A 24,681-nucleotide genomic window follows, 5' to 3' on the forward strand; every position below is an offset into this window, starting at 1 on the left:
TCTGTGGTAAACAAGGGGTTCCTGTTGAATTCACCGAGGGAACCCCATGAAACGCATTACCCTGCTGGCCGTTCCGGCCTTTTTAGTACTCTCGTCTGCGGCATCTGCTGCCAATCCGACCTATAACGCCGCTTTTGTCTCAAATTATCTGTTCCGTGGTCTGACGCAGACCGATGATGGTCCGGCCTTGCAGGGCGGTGCTGATATTAAAAATGGCAATGCCTATGCCGGCGCCTGGTTCTCTAACGTCGACAAGCCGGATGGTGCGGAAGGGTTGCCAGTGGAGATGGATGTTTACTTCGGTTACAACAATCAGTTCGATGGTTTTAACCTCGATATGGGTGTGCGCACCTACAACACCTTGTTTGATGTTGGCCGTGAAGAGACCGAATTCAAACTGGGCACCAGCCCGGCGAAAGGCCTGGATATTAATCTGCATCGTGGCGTAAAAGCTCAGTACTGGTATCCGGAAGTGACCTTCGAGAAATTCCTTCCTCAGCGTTTGTATCTGGATGTAGCGGTTGGGATGTGGATGCAGGACGATGCGGATGATAAAGCGCTCACGGCCCGTGCTGAACTGGCGCGCGATTTTCCTGAATTCCACAAGATTGACCTGTTTGTAGCCGTCGATTTTATCAGCGATGAAACGCCGTTCGGCGATAACAACGATAAAGACGATTCCGATCTGAATGTCGTTATCGGTATTCGCAAAAACTTCTGATAAGTGATGCGTTACCCACAAAAAAGCCCGGAAAATCCGGGCTTTTTTGTGTCTGGTGAAAACGCTCAGGCGCTTTTCAGCATCGCATACAGATCGTCTTTCAGGTGCAGGCGGCGCATTTTCAGGCCTTCCAGACGCTCGTCGGAGGCCGCTTCAACGGCTTCTTCGATTTTGCGTACTTCGCGATCCACTTCATGGTACTCGTCAAACAGACGGGCAAAGTGACGATCTTTCATTTTCAGTGAACGGATCTGGTCGCCCATGTCCGGAAATTCGCTGTGCAGGTCGTGGTGTTCAATTGTCATTATGAGGCCTCCTTTGAAGATGTATTCAGATTGCCTGCTTCGGCAAAAATCACCTTGATACAGATCAGGCCAATCCCCGTCGTTTGCAGGGCTTTTGCTATAGTTGATGCAGATCAAACCGCTAATCACCTCAGGGAGAGGTTTATGAGTTGTAACAACGTTGCGCTGCTGGATGATGAAGTCAGCATGGTGAGACTGCTTGAGCGCGCGCTGGATAACTACGATGTTCAGGCATTTACCGATTCAGCCGATTTTATCAGCGGTCTACGCGTGCAAACCGATTGCATTTTGCTTGATATCCAGATGCCGGGGCGTGATGGCTACGAGGTCTGTCGTCTGCTGCGGGCTCAGGATGCCACCCGGCATACGCCGATTTTATTCGTATCCGGCCAGAGTGATCTGCATCACCGTCTGCAGGGCTACGCCGCCGGGGCCGATGATTTTATTACCAAGCCCTTCGATGTGGACGAGGTACGCGCCAAAGTCGAGCGTGCTTTGCTCAGCAAAGAACAGCGGGAAATCCTGCAGTCCTCGGCGGACGAGGCGCGTCAGGCCGCTTTCGAAGCGATGACACATTCGGCCGAGCAGGGTGAAATAAGCCGATTTATTGAACAGGCAATGGGCTGTAAAAGCCGCGAACAGCTGGCCTCGGTGCTGATTGCCAGCCTGAAGAATTTTGGTCTGAACGCCGTGGTTGCCTGTTGGAGCGGAGCGGAATTCTGTTTTGTGTCTCACGCCGAAAGCGTACGCCCACTGGAATCAGAGTTGCTGCGCACGTGTCGTGAGGGTGCACGGATTATTGAGTTAGAAAAGCGCATGGTGGTGAATTTTGGTCACGCATCGGTATTGATTAAGAATGTCCCCTGGCAGGATACCGCACGCTATGGCCGAATTAAGGACCATCTGTGTGTGCTGATGAGCAGTGTGCATGCGCGTCTGCAATCTCTGTCCACCGAGCAGCAGTTGCATCAGCAACAGACGCTGCTGAATGCGCTGGATGATGTTGAATATGCATTGCAGGGGCTGCAGCAGCGCCAGAATGACGGCCTTAACAGCGCGCAGGAAACGGTGCAGGAACTTGAGCTGGAGCTGTCTGAAGAGCTGCTGCTGTTGAATCTTGATCCGGACCAGGAGCGTCATCTGACGCAGCTGGTGCGTAATCATATCGATCAGCTGGAGCGCCTGTACCGCACCGGTGCCGATGTCACCGGCCCGTTGCAGCCGGTGTTGCAGGCACTGGCGGATATTGCCGGGCAGCGTCAGACGGTCTGAGCACGTCTCCGTCTGGCATCAGTGAATTTTACTCAGCGCCGCCTGTAACCACTGTTGCAGCTGCGGTGCCGGTAAGGCTCCGGCCAGGCGGTCAATTTCTTTCCCCTGATGGTAAACAATCAACGTCGGAATGCTGCGGATGCCCAGCTGAGCGCTGGTTTGTTGGGCCTGCTCGGTATTCACTTTGGCGAAGCGCAGCTGTTGCTGCATCTGGCCGCACAGTTGCGTAAAGACCGGTGCCATCATTTTGCAGGGGCCGCACCAGCTGGCCCAGAAGTCGACGACGACTGGCATATCGTTCTTCTGCAGAAAGCGTTGAAAGCTGCCGTCGTCCAGTTCCACCGGCTGACCGTTAAACAGCGGTTGCTTGCAGCGCCCACACTGGGCCTGTTGTTTGTGTTGCTGATCTTCTGCAATCCGGTTGATGGCTGCGCAGGAAGGGCAGGTGTAATGCATGGTGAGATCTCCGCGAAAAGCTTTTGATCTATATGCGTCTTCGGTAATGGAGTTTCAAGTGCAGCTTTAATCTTTTGCTGAGGGATTTTCTCATGAAATGAGCGCCCAGCGGGCGCTCTGTCGATGGCTTAAGCCTGGTTTTGCTTTTTGCTGCGTTTGTCACGCCGCTTTTCTTTCAGCGTTTTAGCTGGCTGCTTCTTTTCTTGTTTTGCCATAGCAATATCTCCGTTCAGCGCCGCTGTCCTGTCCTGCCGCCGGGACGGTGACAGCTCGCGATTAACTGAGTGGGGCTGTTTGTGCTGTTAAGGCACGCGGCAAGGGATGTGCTTCAAGGCGATATCCTCCATACCAGACCGGTCAGTTAATGACCTGAATAACGGTGAAGGTGGAGCGGATACCCACGACATTCACCGTGCAGTTATCGCCAGGTTGCAGACCGGTTAAAGCGGCTCCCAGTGGCGATAAGACGGAAATGCGATACTTGTCCGGCTCGGCGTGAGCAGGCGATGTCAGTACCACCGAAAAGCGTTCAGCGGCCTGCTGCAGGACAATCAACGATTCCAGCCGGATGCGGTTATTGGGCGCTGAGTGGCTTGTGCGCTGGGCAAGGTTGTAGGCGTTCAGCAGTCGTACCGGGTTGTGGTAGCTGAAGACGTCGGTGGTGACTAAATCGTGTTTTAATCGCTGGCTTAACTGCCGCACTGAATTCGGAATGCAGGAAATCATTGTTCTCTCCGCTGACTGATAACAGAAGCTCTGTATCGCCGGAGAGTTAAAAACTCTCCGGCTTAGTTCTGGAAGGTGTTGGCTCGTGGCAGGAATAAATACAGTTTCATGGAGCTCATTCTCTGGTGGCTGACAGACAGGATCATAGCCCGCCAAAAATAAAAGACAAGCCACCGGACGGCGGCCTGCGGCTTATGAAAAATTCTTTCAGAACAGACGGTTACGAATGTGTGTGATGAAATCGGATTTGCTCATCTCACCCACAATGCGGGCTGTTTGCATTTCCTGCTGCTGGTTAAAAAACAGAATGGTCGGCGGGCCAAAGATGGCGTGTTTTTGCATAAAGGCAATCTGTTCGGTGCTGTTGTCGGTGACATCAAGTTGCAGCCAGGTGACGTCTTTCATCATTTGCTGCACATCGGGCTGGGCAAAGATTTCTTCCTCCATCACTTTACAGCTGATGCACCAGTCAGCATACAGATCGACCATGACCGGCTGTTGGCTGGCGGCTATCTGTCGTTCGATTTCGGCGACCGAATCGCTGCGGAAAAAGGCCGATGAATGGGCTGTTGCCCGCTTGTCACTGACGCCTTGCTGGCTGCTGCTCAGCGGTTGCAGTGGATTACTGTTGCCCTGCAGTACGCCAGCAAAGGCGGCGATGCCGTACAGTAAAAATACCCAGGCCAGACCTTTGACCAGCCGCTGTATACCACTGGCGGCGGGTTCCAGTGCGCCGAGGCTGATGCCGTAAAACAGGGCTAGCAGTGCCCACAGCAGCAGACTGATGTTTTCGGGCAGGATGCGGCTCAGTAACCAAATGGCAACGCCGAGCAGCAAAATACCGAAGAAGGCTTTGATCTGGTTCATCCAACCGCCAGCCTTGGGCAGGAAAGATGCGCCGGTGGTGCCCAGTACAATCAGTGGTGCGCCCATGCCGAGACCGAGGGCCAGTAATGCACTGCCGCCCAAAACGGCATCGCCGGTGGTGCTCAGGTATACCAGAGCGCCGGCCAGTGGTGCCGATACGCACGGCGACACCACCAGTGCCGACAGAATGCCCATGATAAAGACGCTCAGCCACTGGCCGCCTTTCTGGTTCTGATTGAGTTGGTTCAGACGGTTACGCAGGCCCGATGGCAGTTGCAGTTCATACAGACCGAACATGGCCAGTGCGAGCAGGCTAAACAGCAGGGCAAACAGGATCAGTACCCAGGGCGTTTGCATCCAGGCCTGAATGTTGGCACCCGCTCCCAGCAGGCCAACGGTCAGGCCGGCGGCGGCGTAAGTCAGTGCCATGCCCAGTACATAGATGGATGACAGGATAAAACCACGACTGGCGGAGGTGTTGTTCTGGCCCAGTACCACGCTGGTCAGAATCGGCACCATTGGCAATACGCAGGGGGTGAATGTCAGACCCAGACCGAGCAGGAAAAACAAACCGACCACTGCGCCCCAGGAGCGGTTGCTGAACCAGCTGTCGGTATGGCTCTGTGAGCTGTTGCTGCTGGCGGTGTCTGTCAGTGTGTTGTTGCTATCCGCAACGGCGGTCATATTGCTCGCGGCGGCCTGAATATCTGCCTGGGTGATGGTCAGGCGATAGCGCTGTGGCGGGTAGCACAGTCCGGCATCGGCACAGCCCTGATAATGCAGAACCAGCTCGCCGGGTTGCAGTTGGCTGAGATCAAAATGGGTGTCCAGCTCGCCATAGAATGCGGTGACCAGGCCAAAAGCTTCATCCTCTTTTTCTTTACCCGGATGTGAGTAGTACACCGGATCGGCTTTCTGCTCACCCTGCTGGATAAAAATGCGGTGCTTGTAGAGGTAATAACCATCGGCTGTTTGCCAGCTGGCATTCAGCTGACCGTTGTCGACCAGGGTGGTCAGCGGAAAGGCCTGCTCTACCGGCAGGAAATCCGGCTCGTCGTTACCGTTCAGGCTGTCCAGCAAGCCAGCCTGGGTCGGCAGGCAGAACAGATAAATACACAAGAGTAACCACTTCGCCACAGATAACCTCCGGGTTATGTTCTGTCAATCAGGTATTGCGTTGTACCGCCAGCAGAGCCAGGGCGCGCAGGGCCTCTTTGGCCTCTGAATCGGGTAAAAGTTGCAGTTGTGCCTGAGCGCGCTCGGCGCAGTCATAGGCTTTCTGGCGGGTGTATTCCAGAGAACCCAGTTCGCGTACGGCCGTGAGCACGTCGGCCATATCGTCGAGGCCGCCTTTGCGGATGGCCGAACGGATCAGGCTGCGCTGGTGTTCGTTACCGTGAGCCATGGCGTGAATCAGTGGCAGTGTCGGTTTGCCTTCAGCCAGGTCGTCACCCACGTTTTTGCCCATGGCGTCGGCATCGCCTTCGTAATCCAGTACGTCGTCGATCAGCTGGAAGGCCATGCCCAGTTCTTTGCCGTACTCCTGCATGGCGCGGCTTTGCTCGGGGCTGCATTGCAGCAGTGCTGCCGCGGCGTGGGTTGAGGCTTCAAACAGCATCGCGGTTTTGCCGTGGATAACATCCATATATTGCGCTTCGCTGGTGTCCGGGTTCTTGACGTTGGTGAGCTGCAGAACCTCACCTTCGGCGATGACACAGGTGGCATTCGACAGGATGCTCATCGCCGGCAGAGAGCCCAGCTCGACCATCATGGTAAAGGCGCGGCTATACAGGAAGTCACCGACCAGTACGCTGGGAGCGTTGCCCCACTTGGCGTTGGCGGTCGGATTGCCACGGCGCATATCGGAGGTATCCACCACATCATCGTGCAGCAGGGTGGCGGTATGCAGAAACTCGATGACGGTCGCCAGTTTAACCGCGTTATCTTCGCAGCGGCCAAAGGCCTTGGCGGTCATCAGTACCAGCAGCGGGCGGATACGCTTGCCACCGCTGCTGACGATGTAATCGGCGATCTTTTCAACCAAAGGAACGCGCGATGCCAATTGGGTATGGATCAGGCGATCCACCGACTTAAATTCTTCGCCGACCACGGCGAGAATATCTTGTATCTGCATGAATTAGGGGCCTTATAAAAAACGGCGCTCATCTCCGGGTGTATCTGCAAGCAGCGCCGGAGCAGCTGAAGGCGTGCAGTGTAGCGATGTACTGGAAGGGCTGACAACGATGGTGGGCGAAAAAGTCGGTTTTTGGCCGGCTAAAACCAGGTTTCTCTGCTTATCTTTGCTTTTTGGCCTGTAATCGCCGCCGTTGCTTACCGGGAATCTTCTGCGCCGGTATCCGCAGTTGGCGTTTATTCGGTGTCTCAATGGGATTGCGGCTTGCGCGGACAAAATAGCTGGGGTATAGTCTCGCGCCCCGAAATTCTGCTCCCTGCCATATGGAAACCAGAGCGTTGCCAGTAGAAGCAGGTCGTGAAAGTAGCAGCCAAGTAAGTGCCCGTTATGGGCTCATGTGGAGATTACAGTATGTACGCTGTAGTAGTAACTGGCGGTAAACAGTACCGTGTAGAAGAAGGCCAGACCCTGAAAGTAGAGAAACTGGAAATCGCTACCGGCGAATCCGTTGATCTGGAAAAAGTTTTGCTGATCGGTAACGGCGATGACGTTAAGATCGGTGCTCCTGTGGTTGCAGGCGCGAAAGTGACTGCTGAAGTCGTTGCTCACGGTCGTCACAAGAAAGTGAAGATCCTGAAGTTCAAACGTCGTAAGCACCACATGAAGCAGATGGGCCACCGTCAGTGGTTCACTGAATTGAAAATCACCAGCATCGCTGGCTAATATCGTTAAATTTGAATTCCGGGGTCCGTGTCTGTTGGCCAAACAGACCGCAATCGCAGTGTTGCAGTGACCTCACAGAAGGAGAAAGATTATGGCTCACAAGAAGGCTGGTGGTAGTACCCGTAACGGTCGCGATTCCGAGAGCAAACGCCTTGGTGTCAAACTGTTTGGTGGTCAGGCTGCTAAAGCAGGCAGCATCATCGTTCGTCAGCGTGGCACTCGTTTCCACGCAGGTTCCAACGTTAAAGTTGGCCGTGACCACACTCTGTTTGCAACTGCAGACGGCGTGGTTACCTTTGAAGTAAAAGGTCCGGATAACCGTAAGTTTGTAAGTATCGTTCCAGCCGCTTAATCGCTGCACGACTTACCCGAGCGCCCTGGCTACAAAGTTACTTTGCAGTCAGGGCGTTTTTGTTTGCATTCAGGGCCTGTTAACACTCTCAGCGCCTTGCTTGAGAAATTTTTAGTGAACAGCAGGCCGGTTTGATCTGTGTAAACAGGCCCTAAGAGGATATAAGGCATGAAATTCGTCGACGAGGCGCGAATTACCGTTCAGGCGGGCAAGGGCGGCAATGGCTGTATGAGCTTCCGTCGCGAAAAATTCATCCCAAAAGGTGGTCCTGACGGTGGTGATGGTGGTGATGGTGGTTCCGTCTTCCTTGAAGGCGACGATTCCATGAACACCCTGATCGATTACCGTTATACGCGCCACTATCAGGCTGAAAACGGTAAGAACGGTTCCAGCCGAAATTGTACCGGCTATAAGGGCGCTGACCTCTATCTGAAAGTGCCGGTGGGCACGACGGCCATTGATGAAGATACCGGTGAAACGCTGGGTGATCTGACCGAACAGGGGCAGTTGCTGATGATTTCCCGTGGTGGTTTCCACGGGCTGGGCAATACCCGTTATAAATCCAGTACCAACCAGGCGCCGACTCAGACCAAGCCGGGTCAGCCGGGTGAATCCCGTAACATCAAGCTGGAGCTGAAAGTGCTCGCGGATGTCGGTTTGCTGGGTTTGCCGAATGCCGGTAAGTCGACCTTTATCCGTGCTGTTTCTGCTGCCACGCCGAAAGTCGCGGATTATCCGTTTACCACGCTGGTGCCGAATCTGGGTGTTGTCTCTGTCGAGGCGCACCGCAGCTTTGTGGTGGCGGACATTCCGGGTCTGATTCCGGGAGCCTCTGATGGTGCCGGTTTGGGGACGCGTTTCCTGAAACATCTGGTGCGTACCCATCTGTTGCTGCACGTCGTGGATATGGCTCCCTTTGATGATTCGGATCCGGCAGAAAACGTACAGGCCATCAGTAATGAGCTGGAGCAGTTTTCTCCTGGTCTGGCACGGCGGGATCGCTGGTTGGTGCTGAACAAGCTGGATCTGGTGCCGGAAGAAGAACGTGAAGCCCGCTGTCAGGATGTGATTGATCGTCTGCAGTGGCAAGGCCCGGTGTATCGTATTGCAGCCATTAATCGCGAAGGTACCTTCAAAATCAGCTGCGATATTATGGAATACATTGAACAGCGCCGTGAGCGCGCGCTGGAAGATGAAGAATTTGCCGAGCAGTTACAGGTTGAGCGTGCCCAAGTGGAAGCTGAAGCGCGTGAGCATATCGAGTATCTGCAGGAGCGTCGTCGCCAGCAGCGTGAGTTGCTGCGCGATGAAGATGACGATGACGATTACGACGTAGAAGTTGTCTACACCAACGAATAAACACCTAACAGTAACGCTCGAAAGAGCAGTCGCAGAGAGCAACAGGCAGAAAGCAATGACGGCTGTGGAGTGGCAGGAAACCCGGCAAAAACTGGCGCAACAGAAGCGCTGGGTCATCAAAATTGGCAGTGCACTGTTAACCAATGACGGTCGTGGCCTGAATCGTGAAGGCATGCAGAGCTGGGTTGACCAGATTGCCGCATTGCTGCAACAGGGGCATGAGGTTGTGCTGGTGTCATCCGGTTCGGTGGCAGAAGGTATGACCCGTCTGGGTTGGTCTAAGCGCCCGGACGAAGTGCATAAGTTGCAGGCCGCAGCGGCTGTCGGGCAGATGGGGCTGGTGCAGGCGTATGAAACGGCTTTTGCTGGCCATCAGCGCGCCACGGCGCAGATTCTGCTGACCCATGACGATCTCAGTGACCGTAAGCGTTATCTGAATGCCCGCAGTACACTGCGCACGCTGCTGAGTCTGGGTGTGGTGCCGGTTATTAATGAAAACGACACCGTGGTCACCGATGAAATCAAATTCGGCGATAACGATACCCTCGGCGCGCTGGTTGCCAATCTGGTGGAAGCCGATGTGTTGGTTATTCTGACTGATCAGCTGGGTTTGTTTACCGCCGATCCGCGCTCCAATCCCGATGCGCAGCTGATTGCTGAAGGCCGTGCCTCCGATCCGCAATATATGGCAATGGCCGGCGGCGGTGGTGTGCTGGGCCGTGGTGGCATGATTACCAAGATTCGTGCCGCCAAACTGGCAGCGCGTTCTGGTGCTGATACCGTGATTGTTGGTGGCCGGATTGATAACGTCATTACCCGTCTGCGGGCCGGTGAAGTGCTGGGCACTATGTTGCTGGCTGATAAAGAGCCGGTAGCGGCGCGTAAGCAGTGGATTGCCGGACATCTGCAGACACACGGTGAGCTGGTGCTCGATGCCGGTGCAGTTAAAGCACTGCGCGATGGTGGCCGCAGTTTGTTACCGATTGGTGTGGTGGCAACAACGGGCAGGTTTGAACGCGGTCAGGTTGTTGCCTGCAAAGATGAGCAGGGCAATCTGGTGGCCAAGGGTTTGGTGAATTACAACCAGTCTGACGCGCAGAAAATTGTGCGCACGCCAACGGCGCAGCTGGAGCAGGCGCTCGGTTATATTGCCGAGCCGGAGATTATTCACCGCGATAATCTGGTAGTCTTGTAACTTTGGCGCGGCGCTCAGGCTGCGCGTTAAACAAAAGTAAGAATAAGCAGAGGAATAACATGATCGAGGCCGTAAACGTAGCCGCTATTAACGTCAGTAACGACGCGCCTTTCACCCTGTTTGGCGGTATGAACGTACTGGAAAGCCGTGACCTGGCGATGCAGATTTGCGAGCACTACGTCAAAGTGACGGAAAAGCTTGGTATCCCTTATGTGTTCAAAGCGTCTTTCGATAAGGCTAATCGTTCCTCGATCAATTCCTACCGTGGTCCGGGCATGGATGAAGGTCTGAAGATTTTTGAAGAAATCAAAAAGACCTTTAATGTGCCGCTGATCACCGATGTACATGAACCTTATCAGGCCGCACCTGTGGCTGAAGTGGTGGATGTTATCCAGCTGCCTGCGTTTCTCGCACGTCAGACCGATCTGGTAGTGGCTATGGCCAAAACCGGCGCGGCCATCAATGTGAAGAAGCCGCAGTTCCTGGCGCCGCACGAAATGCGCCATATCATCAAAAAGTTTGCTGAAGCCGGCAACGAGCGCGTCATGTTATGTGAGCGTGGCTCAAGTTTTGGCTACAACAATCTGGTGGTGGATATGCTGGGTATGGACGATATGAAGACCATGGCGCCGGTTATTTTCGACGCCACGCACGCGTTGCAGCGTCCTGGTGGTCGTACCGATTCTGCCGACGGTCGCCGTCAGCAGGCGTTCCAGTTGGCACGTTCCGGTATGGCTCTGGGGATTGCGGGTCTGTTTCTTGAGGCGCATCCGAATCCGGCTGAAGCCAAGTGCGATGGCCCTTGTGCATTACCGCTGGATAAGCTGGAAGTGTATCTGGAACAGATGAAAGCCGTGGATTCGCTGGTGAAGTCTTTTGCAAAAGTGATCATCGACTGATCATTAAAGGAAGGGTTCTGCTTTTTAAGCGGTGCCCTTGTTGACACTGGGGCGGGATGTCTGGATAATCCCGGCCCTTAGATTTGATTGATAAACCAATTTTGAGGAGCCGACTGTGGCAAATTCCGCTGGTTCTCGTAAACGCGCCCGTCAGGCTATCAAACGTCGTGCTCGTACTGTAGCTCTGCGCTCAATGGTGCGTACTTACATTAAGAAAGTACACGCTGCTGTTGCGACTAACGACTATGACCAAGCCAACGCTGCGTTTACTAAGACTCAACCTTACATCGACAAAATGGTGAACAAGGGTATTCTTCACAAGAATACTGCTGGTCGCATCAAGAGTCGTTTGAATGCTAAGGTTTTCGCACTGAAAGGTTAATCTCTGATTAACATTCCGGTACGAACGAAAAACCCGCTTTTGCGGGTTTTTTTGTTTCTGTCGTTTGTCATCCGGATTTATTCACCGCCTGTCTTTATCGGCATGATTCCGGTAGCTGACTTTCCTGTATGGCTGCGTATGATACGCGCAGATAAAAGGAGATCGTCGTATGACGCAACAGCAAGACCCCGCTTCAGCCGATCAGAAACCGGCCAATAATAAAGGCCCGGGTCTGTTGCGCTCGTCGTCCATTGTCAGTCTGATGACCCTGCTCAGCCGGGTGTTGGGGCTGATCCGTGATGTGGTGGTGGCGCAGTATTTTGGCGCCCGTGCTGACGCCTTTTTTGTTGCGTTTAAAATCCCCAACTTTTTCCGCCGTTTGTTTGCCGAAGGTGCTTTCTCGGTTGCCTTTGTACCGGTGCTGAGCGAATACCGCCGCATGCGCCCACTGGAAGAAGTACAGTTACTGATTGCCCGCACCTCTGGGGTGCTGGGTCTGGCACTGCTGGCGGTCACTCTGCTGGCTCTGTTGTTTGCTGATTATCTGCCCTGGATTTTTGCGCCAGGCTTTCGCAGTGATCCGGAAAAGTTTGCCCTGACCGCCGATCTGCTGCGCATTACCTTCCCTTATTTGTTCTTCATTTCGCTGACGGCGTTTGCTTCCAGCGTGCTCAATGCGTATGGCCGTTTTGCGGTGCCGGCCTTTACTCCGGTATTGCTGAATCTGTGCATGATCTTCGCCACGCTGGTGATGACCGAGTGGTTTGTTGAACCGTTGTTCGCATTGGCCTGGGGGGTGTGTCTGGCGGGTCTGGTGCAGCTGGTGTTTCAGCTGCCGTTTGTGGCGCGGCTTGGCTTGCTGGTGCGCCCGCAGTATCAGCCAAAAGACGAAGGCGTTAAGCGCATTGGCCGTCTGATGGTGCCGGCGCTGTTTGGTGTATCGGTCAGTCAGATCAATCTGCTGCTGGATACGCTGCTGGCTTCTTTTCTGGAGAGTGGTTCGGTCAGCTGGCTGTACTATTCGGATCGTCTGAGCAATTTGCCGCTGGGAGTGTTTGCCATTGCTATCGGTGTGGTTATTTTACCGGCGCTGTCGGGTAAGCATGCGGCGGACGAGAAAGACAGTTTCTCGCGTACTCTCGACTGGGCAGTGCGCATGGTGTTTCTGATTGCTTTGCCCGCCTCACTGGCGTTGATACTGCTGGCAATGCCGTTGATGTCGACAATCTTCTTTCATGGTGAAGTGACGGCTTATGACGTCGGCAAAATGACTCTGAGTCTGCAGGCTTATGGTTCCGGTTTGCTGGCCTTTATGATGATCAAGGTGCTGGCACCGGGCTATTACGCCCGCCAGGACACTAAAACTCCGGTGAAAATCGGTGTTCAGGCCATGGTGGTGAATATGGTGCTGAATCTGATTCTGGTGTTTCCGTTTGCCCATGCCGGGCTGGCACTGGCGACCTCGTTGTCAGCGTATTTCAATGCCTACATGCTGTACCGTGGTTTGCGTCAGCAGGGTGTCTATTTGCCGCAGGCCGGGTGGTGGTCTTTTGCATTCAAGCTGTTGCTGGCCAACGGTGCTTTGCTGGGATTGATGTGGTGGCTGATGGGGCCGGCGCAAGCCTGGCTGGACTGGTCGCCTTCCTGGCGCGCAGGCTGGATGGCTTTGATTGTGGTTTCCGGCGTTCTGCTTTATTTCGCTTTACTGATTGCGGCCGGTCTGCGCCTGCGCCATCTGCGTGGTGAGGTGTTCTGAGATCGCCATCCGTGGCCAAATGGCTGTTACCTGAGCAGTCATTTGGCTATAATCCGGCCCTTTGTATTCGGCGGGTAGTGGTTGTTGATGCGCTTATTGCGTGGGCTTCATAACATTCCGGAAGACTTTAGCGGTTGTGCGGTTACGATCGGCAATTTCGATGGTCTGCATCTTGGGCATCAGGGCATTTTGCGGGCGCTGAAACGCGTTGCGCGTGAGCACTCGGTACCGACGCTGGTGATGCTGTTTGAACCTCAGCCAAAAGAGTTTTTTGCGCCTCAGGTGGCTCCGGCGCGATTGGCCAATCTGCGGGAAAAGCTGCAGGATCTGGCGTCGCAGGAAGTGGATTATGTGCTCTGCCTGCCCTTCAATCAGACGTTGCGCTCTATGCCGGCGGATGCCTTTATCCGCGATATTCTTATCTCTGCCCTGGGTGTTAAGCACCTGATTGTTGGCGATGATTTCCGCTTTGGTTGTGACCGTAGCGGCGATTATCAGGCACTGGCGGCAGCCGGGCAGGAACATGGCTTCCGTGTTCAGGATACCTCCACCTTTGAAGTGGATGGTGAACGGGTCAGCAGTACCCGCGTGCGCAGCGAACTTGCCGCCAATAATCTGGCCCGGGTCGCGCATTTGTTGGGGCATCCTTACCGTATGTCGGGCCGGGTTGCCTTTGGCCGACAACTGGGCCGTATGCTGGATACGCCGACGGCCAATGTGATGGTGCAGCGTACTAAGTTGCCTCTCAGTGGTGTGTTCGCCGTGTGTGCAATTGATGAAGGCAACGGTCAACCCTATCAGGGCGTTGCCAATTGTGGTGTTAAGCCCACCATCAGCGGAGAGCCTGAACCTTCGCTGGAAGTACACCTGCTGGATTTTCAGGGCGATCTCTACCACCGCCATTTAACGGTGGAGTTTTTACATAAAATCCGCGAAGAACAAAAATTTTCTGGTCTGGATGAACTTAAGCAGGCCATTGCGGCCGATAAAACAGCGGCCAGACAGTATTTTGCCGCTTTGCCCGATTCATCCCGATTTTAGAACCGAATTCAGACTTTCAGAAAAGTGACGCAGCTATGAACGATAAAGTGGAAAGCCAATACAAAGCGACGCTGAATTTGCCCGATACCGATTTCCCGATGCGCGGTAATCTGGCACAGCGTGAACCGGAAATGCTTGCCCGTTGGGAGCAGATTGGCCTGTACCAGAAAATTCGTGCCGCCCGTGCTGGTCGCGATCAGTTTATTCTGCATGATGGCCCGCCGTACGCGAATGGCAAAATTCACTTGGGTCATTCCATTAATAAAATCGTAAAAGATATTATCGTGAAGTCGCAGACACTCAGCGGTAAAGACTCGCCTTACGTGCCGGGTTGGGATTGTCACGGCCTGCCGATCGAATTAAAAGTGGAAGAAAAAGTCGGCAAAGTTGGTGAGAAAGTAACCGCTGCTGAATTCCGTAAACATTGTCGTGAATACGCAATGGAACAGGTAAATGGCCAGCGCGCCGATTTTAAACGCCTGATGATACTGGGTGATTGGGAAAATCCTTACCTGACCATGAATTTTGAATTCGAGGCGGACATCATCCGTACACTCGGAAAAATCATCGATAACGGCCACCTGCACAAAGGGTTTAAACCGGTTAACTGGTGTTCTGATTGTGGTTCTGCCTTAGCGGAAGCCGAAGTCGAATATCAGGATAAACAATCCATTGCCATCGACGTTAAATTCGCTTTTGCGGATAGCGCCGCATTATTAAAAGCCTTTGCCGCCGATGAATCTCTGGCAGCAAAAACGATCAGCATTGTTATCTGGACGACAACGCCATGGACGCTGCCAGCCAACGAAGCGGTGTCTGTACACCCGACGCTGGAATACTCGCTGGTATTGCTGAAAGAGCAGGATGAAATTCTGCTGCTGGCCGCTGATCTGGTGAACGATGCTATGCAACGTTATGGCATTGCCGCAGACGGTTTTGAGGTCGTTGCCACGGCGAAAGGTTCGGCTTTTGGCCAGCTCGACGGACATGCTGCTGCGCCATTTGTGGTACAGCACCCGTTTATGCCGGCGGCTGATGGCAGCGCGAAAATGGTGCCGGTGATTACCGGTGATCACGTGACAGCGGAGTCGGGGACCGGTTCTGTTCATACTGCACCGATGCACGGGGCGGATGACTTTGTAGTGTCCAAGCGCTTTGACGTGAAATCCGATGATATGCTGGTTGGAGGTAATGGTTGCTTTATCAGTACTCCTGCTCTTGATGCGCTGGAACTGAGTGGTTTAAGTACCGCCGATAAAGGCAATTTCCGCGTGCTGGGTCTGCTGGCGGAAAAAGGCGCACTGCTGAAAAAAGCGAAAATTACTCACAGCTATCCGCATTGCTGGCGTCATAAAACGCCGATTATTTTCCGCGCCACACCGCAGTGGTTTATCAGCATGAATCAGGCCGGATTGCTGGAAAAAGCCCTGCATGAAGTGAATGAAAATATCGAGTGGAAGCCAAGCTGGGGTCAGGCACGTATCGAAAGCATGATGACCGACCGACCAGACTGGTGTATCTCCCGTCAGCGCACCTGGGGTGTGCCGATTGCGTTATTCGTGCATAAAGATACCAGTGCTTTGCACCCGGATACTGCAGCATTAATTGAAAAAGTTGCCCAAAAAGTAGAAGAGCAAGGTATAGAGGCCTGGTTTGAGCTGGAAGCCGCTGAGCTGTTAGGAGCCGATGCGGAACAGTACGTAAAAGTAACCGATACGCTGGACGTATGGTTTGATTCCGGCGTGTCACACAGTGCTGTTCTGCGCCGTCGGGATGAATTAAAAGCGCCTGCGGAGCTTTACATGGAAGGCTCTGATCAACACCGTGGCTGGTTCCAGAGCTCCCTGCTGACCAGTGTAGCCGCGTACGGTGAAGCACCTTATAAAAGTGTGCTGACCCACGGTTTTACGGTCGACAGTAATGGCCACAAAATGTCCAAGTCACTGGGTAATACGATCGAGCCTGCCGAGGTTATCAAACAGTATGGCGGTGATATTCTGCGTTGGTGGGTTGGTGATGTCGACTATACCGGTGAGATCACAGTATCCCAGGATATTTTCAAGCGCAGTGCAGATTCATATCGCCGTGTGCGTAATACCTGTCGTTTCCTGCTGGCCAACATTAACGGCTTTAACCCCCAGACAGATATGGTTGCCGGTAATGAGCTGCTGCCGCTGGATGCCTGGATGGTCGATTACACCCGCCAGCTGCAGGAAAAAGTGATCGGCTTTTATCACAACTATGATTTTAAAGGCCTCACTAAAACACTGATGAATTTCTGTGTAACAGAGCTGGGTGGTTTTTATCTGGATGTGATTAAAGACCGTCAGTACACCTGCAAAGCCGATGGCTTGCCACGCCGCAGCGCACAAACGGCGCTGTACCATGTACTGGAAGCCATGAGCCGCTGGATTGCACCGATTCTGTCGTTTACTGCAGAAGAAATCTGGAGTTGCCTGGCCGGTGAACGTGAAGAATCCGTCATGCTGGCCGAGTGGTACAACGCCTTCCCGGATACCGGTTCCAGCGTGTTTGACGATGCTTTCTGGAGTAATTTAATTACCGCCAAAGAAGCCGTAAACGGCGTGCTGGAAAAAGCCCGCGCGGATAAATTAATCGGCGCAAGCCTGAGTGCTGAGGTTGAACTCTATGCTCAGCCTGAGCTGAAAACTCAGCTGGAGAAACTCGGTGATGAGCTGCGCTTCGTGTTGATTACTTCCGGCGTACAGCTGCTGGATTTCAATGCCGAAGCCGGTGTCGCAACTGAACTGGCCGGCCTGCGTGTGCAGGTTAAAGCATCGCAGCATGAAAAATGCGAACGCTGCTGGCACCACAGCGATGATATTGGTCAGAATGTTCAGCATCCGACGCTGTGCGGCCGTTGTGTCGAAAACGTGGAGGGCGATGGTGAAGTCCGTCGTTTTGCATAAATGCCGAATTCTCAGCAGTCTCGCTCAGCATTAATCTGGCTCTGGTTGGCACTGGCGGTATTCGTACTGGATATCGCCACCAAACAGCTGGCCGAGATGATGCTGACTTATGGTCGGCCGGTTTATCTGCTACCGGTACTGGATTTTACCCTGCTGTATAACCGTGGTGCAGCGTTCAGTTTTCTGGCCGATGAATCCGGTTGGCAGCGCTGGTTTTTTACCGCGGTATCGCTGGGGGTCAGCGCCATGTTGATTGTCTGGTTAAAGCGTTTGCCGCGCGCACAAGTCTGGATGCCGGTGGCGCTGGCGTTGATTTTAGGCGGTGCTTTGGGGAATTTATTTGATCGTCTGGTTTATGGTCATGTGATCGATTTTATTTCCGTGCATTGGGGTCGTTCGTATTTTCCTGCGTTTAATATCGCTGATTCCGCAATTACCGTCGGTGCAGTGATGATGGCATTGGATGTTGTGCGCGAAACCTGGCAGGAACGTCGTCAGGCTTCCTGAAATATTGTTTTTATTGAGTAGTTATTATGTCCGTCGGAATCATTGCAGCAGACAGTAAAATCACCATGCACTTTGCGTTGAAAATCGACGATGAACAGATTGTTGATTCAACCTTCGAACGCAGCCCGGTTAATTTTGTTTTGGGTGATGGCAATTTGCTGCCGGGTTTTGAAGAGTATTTACTGGGCCTGACAACCGGCGATCATAAAACCTTCAGCGTGCCACCGGAAAAAGCCTTTGGTCAGCCGAATCCGCAGAATACGCAGGAAATGAAGCGTAACAGCTTTCCGGTTGATATGCCGGTTGCTCCGGGCTTAATGGTCTCTTTTGCTGATGCTCAGGGGGCGGAATTACCGGGCCTGATCAGTGCAGTAGAAGGTGATTGGGTGACGGTGGATTTTAATCACCCGCTGGCGGGTAAAACCCTGCAGTTTGAAGTGCAGATTCTTGAGGTTCAGGATGCAGATTAAACTCGCAAACCCACGTGGCTTCTGCGCCGGTGTTGACCGTGCAATCGACATTGTGAACCGCGCGCTCGATTTGTTTGAACCACCGATTTATGTGCGCCATGAAGTGGTGCATAACAAATTTGTAGTGAATGGTCTGCGTGAACGTGGTGCCATTTTTGTCGATGAACTGGATGAAGTACCGGACAACAGCATCGTTATTTTTTCTGCTCATGGTGTGTCTCAGGCGGTACGTAAAACCGCAGAAGACCGCGGCTTGCGCGTATTTGATGCGACCTGTCCATTAGTTACCAAAGTACATCTGGAAGTCAGTCGCTATAGCGCCGATGGCAGTGAGTGCATTCTGATTGGCCATAAAGGCCATCCCGAAGTTGAAGGCACCATGGGGCAGTATGATTATGCTCAGGGTGGCCATATTTATCTGGTCGAAGACGAAGACGATGTGGCAGCACTGGAAGTGAATAATCCGGATATGCTGTCGTATGTTACGCAGACGACGCTATCCATGGATGACACTGCTCGGGTAATTGATGCGTTACGGGTGAAATTCCCCAATATTCAGGGACCGCGCAAGGACGACATCTGTTACGCCACGCAGAACCGCCAGGATGCCGTAAAAAACCTCGCCGCTGACTGTGATTTGTTATTGGTGGTCGGTTCACCGAACAGCTCGAACTCCAATCGCTTACGCGAGCTGGGCGAGCGTATGGGGGCCAAAGCTTACTTAATCGATAATGCCGCAGAAATTCAGCCGCAATGGCTGGACAATGTGAAAGCCGTTGGCATTACCGCAGGCGCATCAGCGCCGGAAGTCCTGGTACGGGAAGTGGTTAATAAGCTGGTTGCTCTGGGTGGAGAAGCCCCGCAGGAAATGCAGGGCCGTCCGGAAAATGTGGTGTTTTCGTTGCCGAAAGAGTTGCGGTTGAATTCGATTGATTAACAGATTCAGTCGTCTTAAGTGTTTCGATAAAAAACTTATACGCTAAGAGTGTGATTAGTTAACGCTGCTTCTCCTGGGGGGCAGTAACCACAGGTGTTGGATGGAAATTCTGCATTTTCGGTTCTCCACCTGTACCTGCAGCAAAAAAATTTACCAAGTGAATGTATCTGAACCCTGTACCCGTTGTTGCCGCCCAATGGTGTTGGTGATCAGGTCACCGTCTTGCGCTTGTGCGTTAAGGCCGGTAGCTACAAGCTCGACACACTGGGTTAATGGCAATTGGGCGCCTCCCTGACTGCATTGGCGTGCTGCGATGCTGTAATTTCCCTTGGGAGTGATGTATGGATCATTAATACCGAGCCGGGTTAAGTCTGTTGTATAGCTGACGTTATCACCGTAGAAACGTTCCTGAGCGTCCAAAATAGCCTGCATCGAGCTGATGCCATCGCCACGGTTACCTCTCTGTACATACTGACCATACCAGGGAATCGCAACGCTGCTTAAGATGGCAATAATAGCAACTACTACCATCAGCTCAACCAAGGTAAAACCTTTGTGTTTCATAGTGTCCTCATCTTGTTATTCGTTAGGCAAATAGACTGTGGTGGTCTGAATATGCCGTGCGATACGATCTGTGAATGTGAATGTCTGCAGGGGGTCAACAGAGATTGGATTGCTATCCAGTAAAATATAGCTACGCGTATCGAGATTGATTGTATTGTCGCTGAAGGCGCGTGTCAGTATCGCAATTCGTGCGGCTCTGACGGAGTCCCAATCTATCGGTAGAATGTCATTTAAGGCAACATAACGGCTAACATTAGTATTACGGTCAGGATCTTCGCCGGGGCGTATACCATAAAGAACTTGTAGCCCCTCAACGCCACTGGCAATGACCTGTGCGTTGGCAACAGGAATACCATTGAAGTAGGTGACACAGCGCAATACATCATCGTAAGCATCATTATTAGCGGTATTGGCAGAGACGAAGTTACGCTCTACCCAGTAAACATCGGTAAGAACATCGCCCTCTGCCCGAATTGCTGTCAGGTCAACTCCTGTGCAATCCATTGCGTCTTTCGCGCTACCACTTGCGGTAGTAAATGTGCGGCGAATAGCGAGGCGATCACTGGCTCTGTCGTTGGCTTCAAAAGTGCAATCAGCATTGTTGGCTGGCGGTAATGGAAACTCAGCTGCACACAGGTCAGCAAAAGGCTGTATACGAGCATCGATAATTCCCGGTACATAACCGGCACGGCGTGTTTCCGAGTGCAACCAGCTTAAAACAAAGCGCCCATTTTCCTGTGCTTGTGCAAGACCATCTGACTGCATCGCAGTACGGCTACTGGAAATCATAATGTTGATAATAAAATAGGTGACAATCATGCCAAGGACTGCTGCGATCATCAGTTCTACCAATGTCATACCACGTTGTTTTTTTATCATCATGGCTTGATATCTCTTTCGTAGGTCGCCCGTCTTACAGTGATCTTATCGGTTGTGGTGTAACTGCTTTTTCCGGATGCATCCACTGTTTTTTTACTGTCTCCTACCGCTGCATAAATAGTGTTGCCATTGGCATCTTGTCCGCCGGTGCGTACATCCCAGGATAAGTTCAGGTTAACACTGTTATCCGCATTGATTGTCACGATTAAAGAGGGGTTAGCAACAAAGTCTGCAGCACTCGAGCGTGTAGAGCTGCTGCTGGCAACATTGCTGCCAAATCCGCAGGCAACTTCCCAAAGATCGGATGCGGCTAATTGGTCATTGGTGCAGGCGGCGGCCTGTATTCTGGCATTACCATCATTGTAAGCAGAGCAAATAAGTGCCGGAGGGTTTGCACAACTTACTGCGGCCCCGCCAGTATCATAGCTGGCCAGTGCGATGTTGTTAGCACGGATGCGATTGGTCATATCTTCTAGCATCCAGGTTGCTTGTGAGCGGTTACCTGAATCCTGAGTTGAGCGGTTTGCTTGAAGTTGCAACGAGTTCAGGCCCAGTAAACCGATGGAGGTAATGGCAACTGTAACCATAACTTCAACCAGGTTTATACCTTGCTGTAGGCGACGGAAGATCATGAGCAGTTTGCCTCCTGTATCACGACCTGACCAATAAAGTTGATGCTGATGGTTCGCTCCTTGCGGCCTACACAACCGGGAACATCGATGTTAATTGTTCCGATGTTGTTTATTCCAGCATTGACTGCGCGTCCCTGAGCATCAAATCTTAACGGTAATGCCTGAGTAAAGGTTGATGTAATGACACCATTATCTGCAATAGGCCGGCCGACTTCTCCGCGTTGTCGCAGAATAGTAGCGCCTTGCTGTATGGTCCATCCAGTGCTCCAGTTGCCGTTCAAGGGCGCAACGGTCACCGTTGTCGCTTTGGTTATAGCATGGTTGCGGGCATAGGACAGATCAAGTTGCAGCTCCTGGGTCAGGCGGTCGGACTGTCGGTTCAGAATAAATGACTGCATTGAGGGTACGGCTGTTGTTAGTAGAATGGCTGCAATAGCAAGCACAACCATCAGTTCAACCAATGTCACCCCGTTTGTTCTTTTCATTATCAACCTCAACTGCAATAGCGGCAGGTAATGTTCGCATCAGAAAACCTCCTGTGCCAACCCCGTTGCAAGGCATTATGGCACAAGAGGTTAGCGCAATTATTGCTCCTGTTCACGCCAATAGGTTTTTCTCAGCGGATTGCCTAGGAGTTCAATCTTTTCTATTTCGGCACCGATTAATAATGACAGACTAGGATCTCCATCTCCGTCCTCTTTTAATGGAGGTTTTATTACTACTGGTTCCGAAACGATACCAGGCTGAACAAGATCTTTCTGTTCAATGGTGCGACGGTCTTCATAAGTTGGTTTGATTTTATACAACTTGGCTTTGCCGGTGTCTGCTTCACAGCCTGAGCGACTGGCAGGATCCACAGGCTGATAGGTTGTAAAGTAAATAGTATCGGCCAGAGTTACTGAGTTACTGAGCACTTTTTCACCGGTACCGGGAAGGTCATAATACAAGCCATTGTTTTTCAGCGTGTATGATGCGTTATCGTAATTGCTGTAATTGGCCAGATCCGCTTTTTTAAGTCCGGGATAGGATTCAGGAGCGCCATCAACTGCGTAGTCGTTAACAACGTAGAAGAAGTCATTAGCGTCTTCATTCAGTGGGTGAGCACGGTAACCAGATCCAAGGGCAATCTGATAGCGCCCTTTGCCTTCAACAGAAACAGTCTTACCTGTAGCAGCATCTGTTTGCCATACAACGCCGTATTCCGAATAGACAACATCCGGTGAGGTAAAGAAACGCACATTATTTGCCCGGCTGCTATCAGCCCCCAGATCAGCAATCAGACCACCCTGCGCAAAGCGGTTACTTGATGACGCGCCGGGTAAGAAATCAATGCGCCACAGGCGACCGCCTAAATCAGCAGCATATAGTATGTCGACATCACCATCGGAATCATCATCGACAGCGACAATATTGCCTACAATTCCGCTTTTCATACCAGTAAGGCGCAGGCTCGCCGCAGAGTCTGATGATGTGCTCCATAGTAAACTACCTGTTTTGGCATCAACCATATAAATGGCGTTACCTTGCTCATGAGTTGTGCGCACAGAGTAATTATCTTCTTTTGGATCATAACCACCACCGAAAATCAGAACTTTACGTTTATTACCGTCAGTCCAGGTAACATCAACGGGTGCCATACGTGACCAGGTTTGCCCGAGGCGCTCAAAGCCGCTGGTGGTATTCGGGTGGTCGCGCCCGTTGATCTGCCACAATACTTTTGGTGCATCACGGTTGCTTACATCAATAGCATAATAACTGCTGCCACCACGACGCATACCGATATACAGATAAGCTTTTTCGGAATTATTAATAATCTGGTCACGGTTGGTATCGTCATGCCAGACGGAAATCGGTCCGTCGAGACCGTATTTTTTAACTCCACCTCCCTGATAATAGGCGGTGACAACAGGGAGTAGCTCTTTAGGAATAAACGAAAAACGCTCTTTCGGCGAATCAGCGTTGGTATCAAAGGCATGCAGGTAGCCTGAGTTAGTGCCAATAAACAGCGTACTATCAGGAATTTTCTTACCGGACGAGTCAGTTGTCTGACCATAATTCAGCAACACTGGACGGCTGTGGAGTGGGTCTTCCATTGCGCGGCGCGGATTACTGGCGCTGCTGCCTTTGACGTCCAGGCCGCGGGCCCATTGAATCAGTTTTTTGTATTCCGAACCGCTTAAGCTGGTGCCCATCAGGGTTCTGTTCAGACTGGTATTGTCTTCATGTACCCGGTTATTGCTTGCACTCAGATTGTTGCCTGCAATATTGGTAACAACTTTACGGTCTAGCGGCAAACGACTGGCAATACCGCCTTTAACAACATTGTCACCGTCAGGAGCGTCCGCATCCTGCGTCCAGAAGCTTTGGGCGTTCTTATTAAAAAAACCTGTGCTAGGGTCAACTGCTGAATTCCCTTTACTGTCAACAATGGTGCCATCCGTCGTCATACGGAAGCGTTTCACGTTGCCAGACCAGCCAACAGCTTCATGCGGCTTGAATACTGAGTAATAAAGCTGATCCAGCTGTTCAAGGCTGTTAAACGCATTAACCGCCACGGCAGGCGCAGAAAAGGTCCCTGCGGAGCTGGATATGTCATCAAAAATTTTGGTCAGCGCGGTTTTTAACTTACTGTAATCGTCAGCCATTGCGGAGATGCCGCCGCCATGTGTTGCCGCATTAGCCAAAATGATTTGAGGTGCAGCATTATTTCCAAGAAAGCCGCCAACGCTGTGGAAATGAATCTGCTGTTTTCCTGGTAGGGAGGTGCTGTTGTCTGAGTTGTACATAGAATATGCCAATTCTTCCAGACAGCTATACGATTTACCGCTGCCGCTACCGCTATTGGTACTACAGGTTTTACTTAAGCCTGTACCTTGTAAGTCAGCATCAGAAAACTTGGAGATCAAGCCGCGTATACGGGTATCACTGGAGTTATCGTAGGTCGCATCACCATCCGTAAACAGCACGATGTGACTTTTTTGACATTGATCCGTTATTGGTGAAATATATTGTCCATTACTGTGTGTGTCAGAATGGCTGGCAAAAGCGATGGCTGTTTTATATTCATAGTAGCCATCTCTGCAGCTACCGTTGTTCCACCGTCTGGTGCATACCCATTCCCTAGTTTGATAACTGTATTTACCATAATCAACACTCTCGCCACGCAGAAACCGAAGTGCTTCATCAACGGTTTCTACGATTGGGGTCCATGTGCTTGGTACATAGCCATCAATTGTATTATTTATATTGGTACGATGAGCATCATCATCAATGCTCTTCATCGCTGTGCTGAGGTAGCCACCATTATTTTGATTTGAGGTCTTGTCATCAAACTCCATTAAAGCAAGGTTAATGCCGCTGATATCTTTAATCGTATCTTTAGCCGCACGTTTAACAATGGATAACCGTGATTCACCGCCGGCATCACTGTCCATACTGCCTGATGTGTCAAAAATAAAAATAACGTTCGGATTTACCCTGTTCGCGGTACCCAGATAGATTTCAGTGTCATCGGCAAGAGCAGAACTGCTCAGCAATCCAAAAGCAATAATTGAACTCCAGTAAATTTTCATAC

General features: G+C 52.0%; 24 protein-coding genes. 14 read left to right on the forward strand and 10 right to left on the reverse strand.

Translation table 11 applies throughout. From position 1 onward, the window contains the following. The first annotated feature begins 46 nt into the window (after positions 1-46). Positions 47-721 carry a TorF family putative porin gene (locus NYR02_RS16065; protein ID WP_260977370.1) on the forward strand — a complete coding sequence of 225 codons (675 nt, stop codon included), beginning with the start codon at positions 47-49 and terminating at the stop codon, positions 719-721. A gap of 65 nt (positions 722-786) precedes the next feature. On the opposite strand, the gene NYR02_RS16070 is transcribed toward NYR02_RS16065, so the two are convergent. Further along, positions 787-1,026, reverse strand: a complete 240-nt coding sequence (locus NYR02_RS16070) for an HP1242/YdcH family protein (protein ID WP_145469734.1) — start codon at positions 1,024-1,026, stop codon at positions 787-789. A gap of 144 nt (positions 1,027-1,170) precedes the next feature. Here NYR02_RS16070 and NYR02_RS16075 point away from each other — a divergent pair, with 144 nt between their 5' ends. After that, complete coding sequence (locus NYR02_RS16075) at positions 1,171-2,298, forward strand: response regulator (RefSeq protein WP_260977371.1); 1,128 nt, start codon at positions 1,171-1,173, stop codon at positions 2,296-2,298. A gap of 18 nt (positions 2,299-2,316) precedes the next feature. Here NYR02_RS16075 and trxC read toward each other — a convergent pair whose 3' ends face one another. From trxC to NYR02_RS16095, 4 genes are all read right to left on the reverse strand, one after another. Further along, positions 2,317-2,754 carry a thioredoxin TrxC gene (gene trxC / locus NYR02_RS16080; protein WP_260977372.1) on the reverse strand — a complete coding sequence of 146 codons (438 nt, stop codon included), beginning with the start codon at positions 2,752-2,754 and terminating at the stop codon, positions 2,317-2,319. Positions 2,755-3,111: 357 nt separating this feature from the next. Then, the gene (locus NYR02_RS16085) at positions 3,112-3,480 is read right to left on the reverse strand and encodes a GreA/GreB family elongation factor (RefSeq protein WP_260977373.1); all 369 of its coding nucleotides are present in this window, start codon (positions 3,478-3,480) and stop codon (positions 3,112-3,114) included. A 207-nt stretch (positions 3,481-3,687) separates the two neighbouring features. Further along, on the reverse strand, positions 3,688-5,484 hold the full coding sequence (dsbD, locus tag NYR02_RS16090) for a protein-disulfide reductase DsbD (RefSeq protein WP_260977374.1): 1,797 nt from the start codon (positions 5,482-5,484) through the stop codon (positions 3,688-3,690). Positions 5,485-5,512: 28 nt separating this feature from the next. Then, complete coding sequence (locus NYR02_RS16095; protein ID WP_260977375.1) at positions 5,513-6,481, reverse strand: polyprenyl synthetase family protein; 969 nt, start codon at positions 6,479-6,481, stop codon at positions 5,513-5,515. 411 nt (positions 6,482-6,892) lie between these two features. Between NYR02_RS16095 and rplU the strand changes: the two genes are divergently transcribed. The 12 genes from rplU (at position 6,893) to ispH (ending at position 19,032) form a co-directional block, all read left to right on the forward strand. Continuing rightward, positions 6,893-7,204, forward strand: coding sequence for a 50S ribosomal protein L21 (rplU, locus tag NYR02_RS16100; RefSeq protein WP_260977376.1), 312 nt, complete (start codon positions 6,893-6,895; stop codon positions 7,202-7,204). A 91-nt stretch (positions 7,205-7,295) separates the two neighbouring features. Further along, positions 7,296-7,556 (forward strand): 50S ribosomal protein L27, encoded by a 261-nt coding sequence (gene rpmA / locus NYR02_RS16105; RefSeq protein WP_260977377.1) that lies wholly within the window; start codon positions 7,296-7,298, stop codon positions 7,554-7,556. Between the two features lie 168 nt (positions 7,557-7,724). Next, positions 7,725-8,915 carry an Obg family GTPase CgtA gene (gene cgtA, locus NYR02_RS16110; protein ID WP_260977378.1) on the forward strand — a complete coding sequence of 397 codons (1,191 nt, stop codon included), beginning with the start codon at positions 7,725-7,727 and terminating at the stop codon, positions 8,913-8,915. A gap of 55 nt (positions 8,916-8,970) precedes the next feature. Continuing rightward, entirely contained in the window at positions 8,971-10,110 is a 1,140-nt protein-coding gene (proB, locus tag NYR02_RS16115) for a glutamate 5-kinase (protein WP_260977379.1), read from the forward strand. 59 nt (positions 10,111-10,169) lie between these two features. Next, positions 10,170-11,009 carry a 3-deoxy-8-phosphooctulonate synthase gene (gene kdsA / locus NYR02_RS16120; RefSeq protein WP_260977380.1) on the forward strand — a complete coding sequence of 280 codons (840 nt, stop codon included), beginning with the start codon at positions 10,170-10,172 and terminating at the stop codon, positions 11,007-11,009. Between the two features lie 115 nt (positions 11,010-11,124). Next, the gene (rpsT, locus tag NYR02_RS16125; protein ID WP_260977381.1) at positions 11,125-11,391 is read left to right on the forward strand and encodes a 30S ribosomal protein S20; all 267 of its coding nucleotides are present in this window, start codon (positions 11,125-11,127) and stop codon (positions 11,389-11,391) included. Between the two features lie 169 nt (positions 11,392-11,560). After that, complete coding sequence (murJ, locus tag NYR02_RS16130) at positions 11,561-13,147, forward strand: murein biosynthesis integral membrane protein MurJ (RefSeq protein WP_260977382.1); 1,587 nt, start codon at positions 11,561-11,563, stop codon at positions 13,145-13,147. Between the two features lie 87 nt (positions 13,148-13,234). Further along, positions 13,235-14,188: a bifunctional riboflavin kinase/FAD synthetase gene (gene ribF / locus NYR02_RS16135; RefSeq protein ID WP_260977383.1), complete on the forward strand. Its 954-nt coding sequence runs from the start codon at positions 13,235-13,237 to the stop codon at positions 14,186-14,188. A 35-nt stretch (positions 14,189-14,223) separates the two neighbouring features. Continuing rightward, complete coding sequence (ileS, locus tag NYR02_RS16140; protein ID WP_260977384.1) at positions 14,224-17,118, forward strand: isoleucine--tRNA ligase; 2,895 nt, start codon at positions 14,224-14,226, stop codon at positions 17,116-17,118. Next, on the forward strand, positions 17,119-17,625 hold the full coding sequence (gene lspA / locus NYR02_RS16145; RefSeq protein WP_260977385.1) for a signal peptidase II: 507 nt from the start codon (positions 17,119-17,121) through the stop codon (positions 17,623-17,625). It abuts the gene before it with no gap. Between the two features lie 26 nt (positions 17,626-17,651). Further along, entirely contained in the window at positions 17,652-18,095 is a 444-nt protein-coding gene (locus tag NYR02_RS16150; RefSeq protein WP_260977386.1) for an FKBP-type peptidyl-prolyl cis-trans isomerase, read from the forward strand. Beyond that, positions 18,085-19,032: a 4-hydroxy-3-methylbut-2-enyl diphosphate reductase gene (gene ispH, locus NYR02_RS16155; protein WP_260977387.1), complete on the forward strand. Its 948-nt coding sequence runs from the start codon at positions 18,085-18,087 to the stop codon at positions 19,030-19,032. The genes NYR02_RS16150 and ispH overlap by 11 nt, the downstream gene beginning before the upstream one ends. Before the next feature lie 150 nt (positions 19,033-19,182). Here ispH and NYR02_RS16160 read toward each other — a convergent pair whose 3' ends face one another. The 5 genes from NYR02_RS16160 to NYR02_RS16185 all read right to left on the reverse strand — a co-directional run bounded on the left by NYR02_RS16160 (position 19,183) and on the right by NYR02_RS16185 (position 24,679). Next, a complete protein-coding gene (locus NYR02_RS16160; RefSeq protein WP_270049647.1) occupies positions 19,183-19,596 on the reverse strand; it encodes a type IV pilin protein in 414 nt (137 codons plus the stop codon). A 15-nt stretch (positions 19,597-19,611) separates the two neighbouring features. Then, positions 19,612-20,478, reverse strand: coding sequence for a PilW family protein (locus NYR02_RS16170; protein WP_260977388.1), 867 nt, complete (start codon positions 20,476-20,478; stop codon positions 19,612-19,614). Beyond that, entirely contained in the window at positions 20,475-21,107 is a 633-nt protein-coding gene (pilV, locus tag NYR02_RS16175; protein WP_260977389.1) for a type IV pilus modification protein PilV, read from the reverse strand. The genes NYR02_RS16170 and pilV overlap by 4 nt, the downstream gene beginning before the upstream one ends. Further along, on the reverse strand, positions 21,104-21,592 hold the full coding sequence (locus tag NYR02_RS16180) for a GspH/FimT family pseudopilin (RefSeq protein WP_260977390.1): 489 nt from the start codon (positions 21,590-21,592) through the stop codon (positions 21,104-21,106). Before NYR02_RS16180 ends, pilV begins: the two co-directional genes overlap by 4 nt. A 99-nt stretch (positions 21,593-21,691) precedes the next feature. Continuing rightward, complete coding sequence (locus NYR02_RS16185; RefSeq protein WP_260977391.1) at positions 21,692-24,679, reverse strand: PilC/PilY family type IV pilus protein; 2,988 nt, start codon at positions 24,677-24,679, stop codon at positions 21,692-21,694. Positions 24,680-24,681 lie beyond the last annotated feature (2 nt).

It is taken from the genome of Thalassolituus pacificus (assembly GCF_025318105.1).
Classification (GTDB): domain Bacteria; phylum Pseudomonadota; class Gammaproteobacteria; order Pseudomonadales; family Oceanobacteraceae; genus Venatoribacter; species Venatoribacter pacificus.

What these genes read in the sequence shown, in the direction of transcription:
- NYR02_RS16065 (WP_260977370.1), top strand. Translation starts at nt 47, where the DNA reads ATGAAACGCATTACCCTGCTGGCCGTTCCGGCCTTTTTAGTACTCTCG.
- NYR02_RS16070 (WP_145469734.1), bottom strand. Translation starts at nt 1,026, where the DNA reads ATGACAATTGAACACCACGACCTGCACAGCGAATTTCCGGACATGGGC.
- NYR02_RS16075 (WP_260977371.1), top strand. Translation starts at nt 1,171, where the DNA reads ATGAGTTGTAACAACGTTGCGCTGCTGGATGATGAAGTCAGCATGGTG.
- trxC (WP_260977372.1), bottom strand. Translation starts at nt 2,754, where the DNA reads ATGCATTACACCTGCCCTTCCTGCGCAGCCATCAACCGGATTGCAGAA.
- NYR02_RS16085 (WP_260977373.1), bottom strand. Translation starts at nt 3,480, where the DNA reads ATGATTTCCTGCATTCCGAATTCAGTGCGGCAGTTAAGCCAGCGATTA.
- NYR02_RS16095 (WP_260977375.1), bottom strand. Translation starts at nt 6,481, where the DNA reads ATGCAGATACAAGATATTCTCGCCGTGGTCGGCGAAGAATTTAAGTCG.
- rplU (WP_260977376.1), top strand. Translation starts at nt 6,893, where the DNA reads ATGTACGCTGTAGTAGTAACTGGCGGTAAACAGTACCGTGTAGAAGAA.
- rpmA (WP_260977377.1), top strand. Translation starts at nt 7,296, where the DNA reads ATGGCTCACAAGAAGGCTGGTGGTAGTACCCGTAACGGTCGCGATTCC.
- cgtA (WP_260977378.1), top strand. Translation starts at nt 7,725, where the DNA reads ATGAAATTCGTCGACGAGGCGCGAATTACCGTTCAGGCGGGCAAGGGC.
- proB (WP_260977379.1), top strand. Translation starts at nt 8,971, where the DNA reads ATGACGGCTGTGGAGTGGCAGGAAACCCGGCAAAAACTGGCGCAACAG.
- kdsA (WP_260977380.1), top strand. Translation starts at nt 10,170, where the DNA reads ATGATCGAGGCCGTAAACGTAGCCGCTATTAACGTCAGTAACGACGCG.
- murJ (WP_260977382.1), top strand. Translation starts at nt 11,561, where the DNA reads ATGACGCAACAGCAAGACCCCGCTTCAGCCGATCAGAAACCGGCCAAT.
- ribF (WP_260977383.1), top strand. Translation starts at nt 13,235, where the DNA reads ATGCGCTTATTGCGTGGGCTTCATAACATTCCGGAAGACTTTAGCGGT.
- ileS (WP_260977384.1), top strand. Translation starts at nt 14,224, where the DNA reads ATGAACGATAAAGTGGAAAGCCAATACAAAGCGACGCTGAATTTGCCC.
- lspA (WP_260977385.1), top strand. Translation starts at nt 17,119, where the DNA reads ATGCCGAATTCTCAGCAGTCTCGCTCAGCATTAATCTGGCTCTGGTTG.
- NYR02_RS16150 (WP_260977386.1), top strand. Translation starts at nt 17,652, where the DNA reads ATGTCCGTCGGAATCATTGCAGCAGACAGTAAAATCACCATGCACTTT.
- ispH (WP_260977387.1), top strand. Translation starts at nt 18,085, where the DNA reads ATGCAGATTAAACTCGCAAACCCACGTGGCTTCTGCGCCGGTGTTGAC.
- NYR02_RS16160 (WP_270049647.1), bottom strand. Translation starts at nt 19,596, where the DNA reads ATGAAACACAAAGGTTTTACCTTGGTTGAGCTGATGGTAGTAGTTGCT.
- NYR02_RS16170 (WP_260977388.1), bottom strand. Translation starts at nt 20,478, where the DNA reads ATGATGATAAAAAAACAACGTGGTATGACATTGGTAGAACTGATGATC.
- pilV (WP_260977389.1), bottom strand. Translation starts at nt 21,107, where the DNA reads ATGATCTTCCGTCGCCTACAGCAAGGTATAAACCTGGTTGAAGTTATG.
- NYR02_RS16180 (WP_260977390.1), bottom strand. Translation starts at nt 21,592, where the DNA reads ATGAAAAGAACAAACGGGGTGACATTGGTTGAACTGATGGTTGTGCTT.
- NYR02_RS16185 (WP_260977391.1), bottom strand. Translation starts at nt 24,679, where the DNA reads ATGAAAATTTACTGGAGTTCAATTATTGCTTTTGGATTGCTGAGCAGT.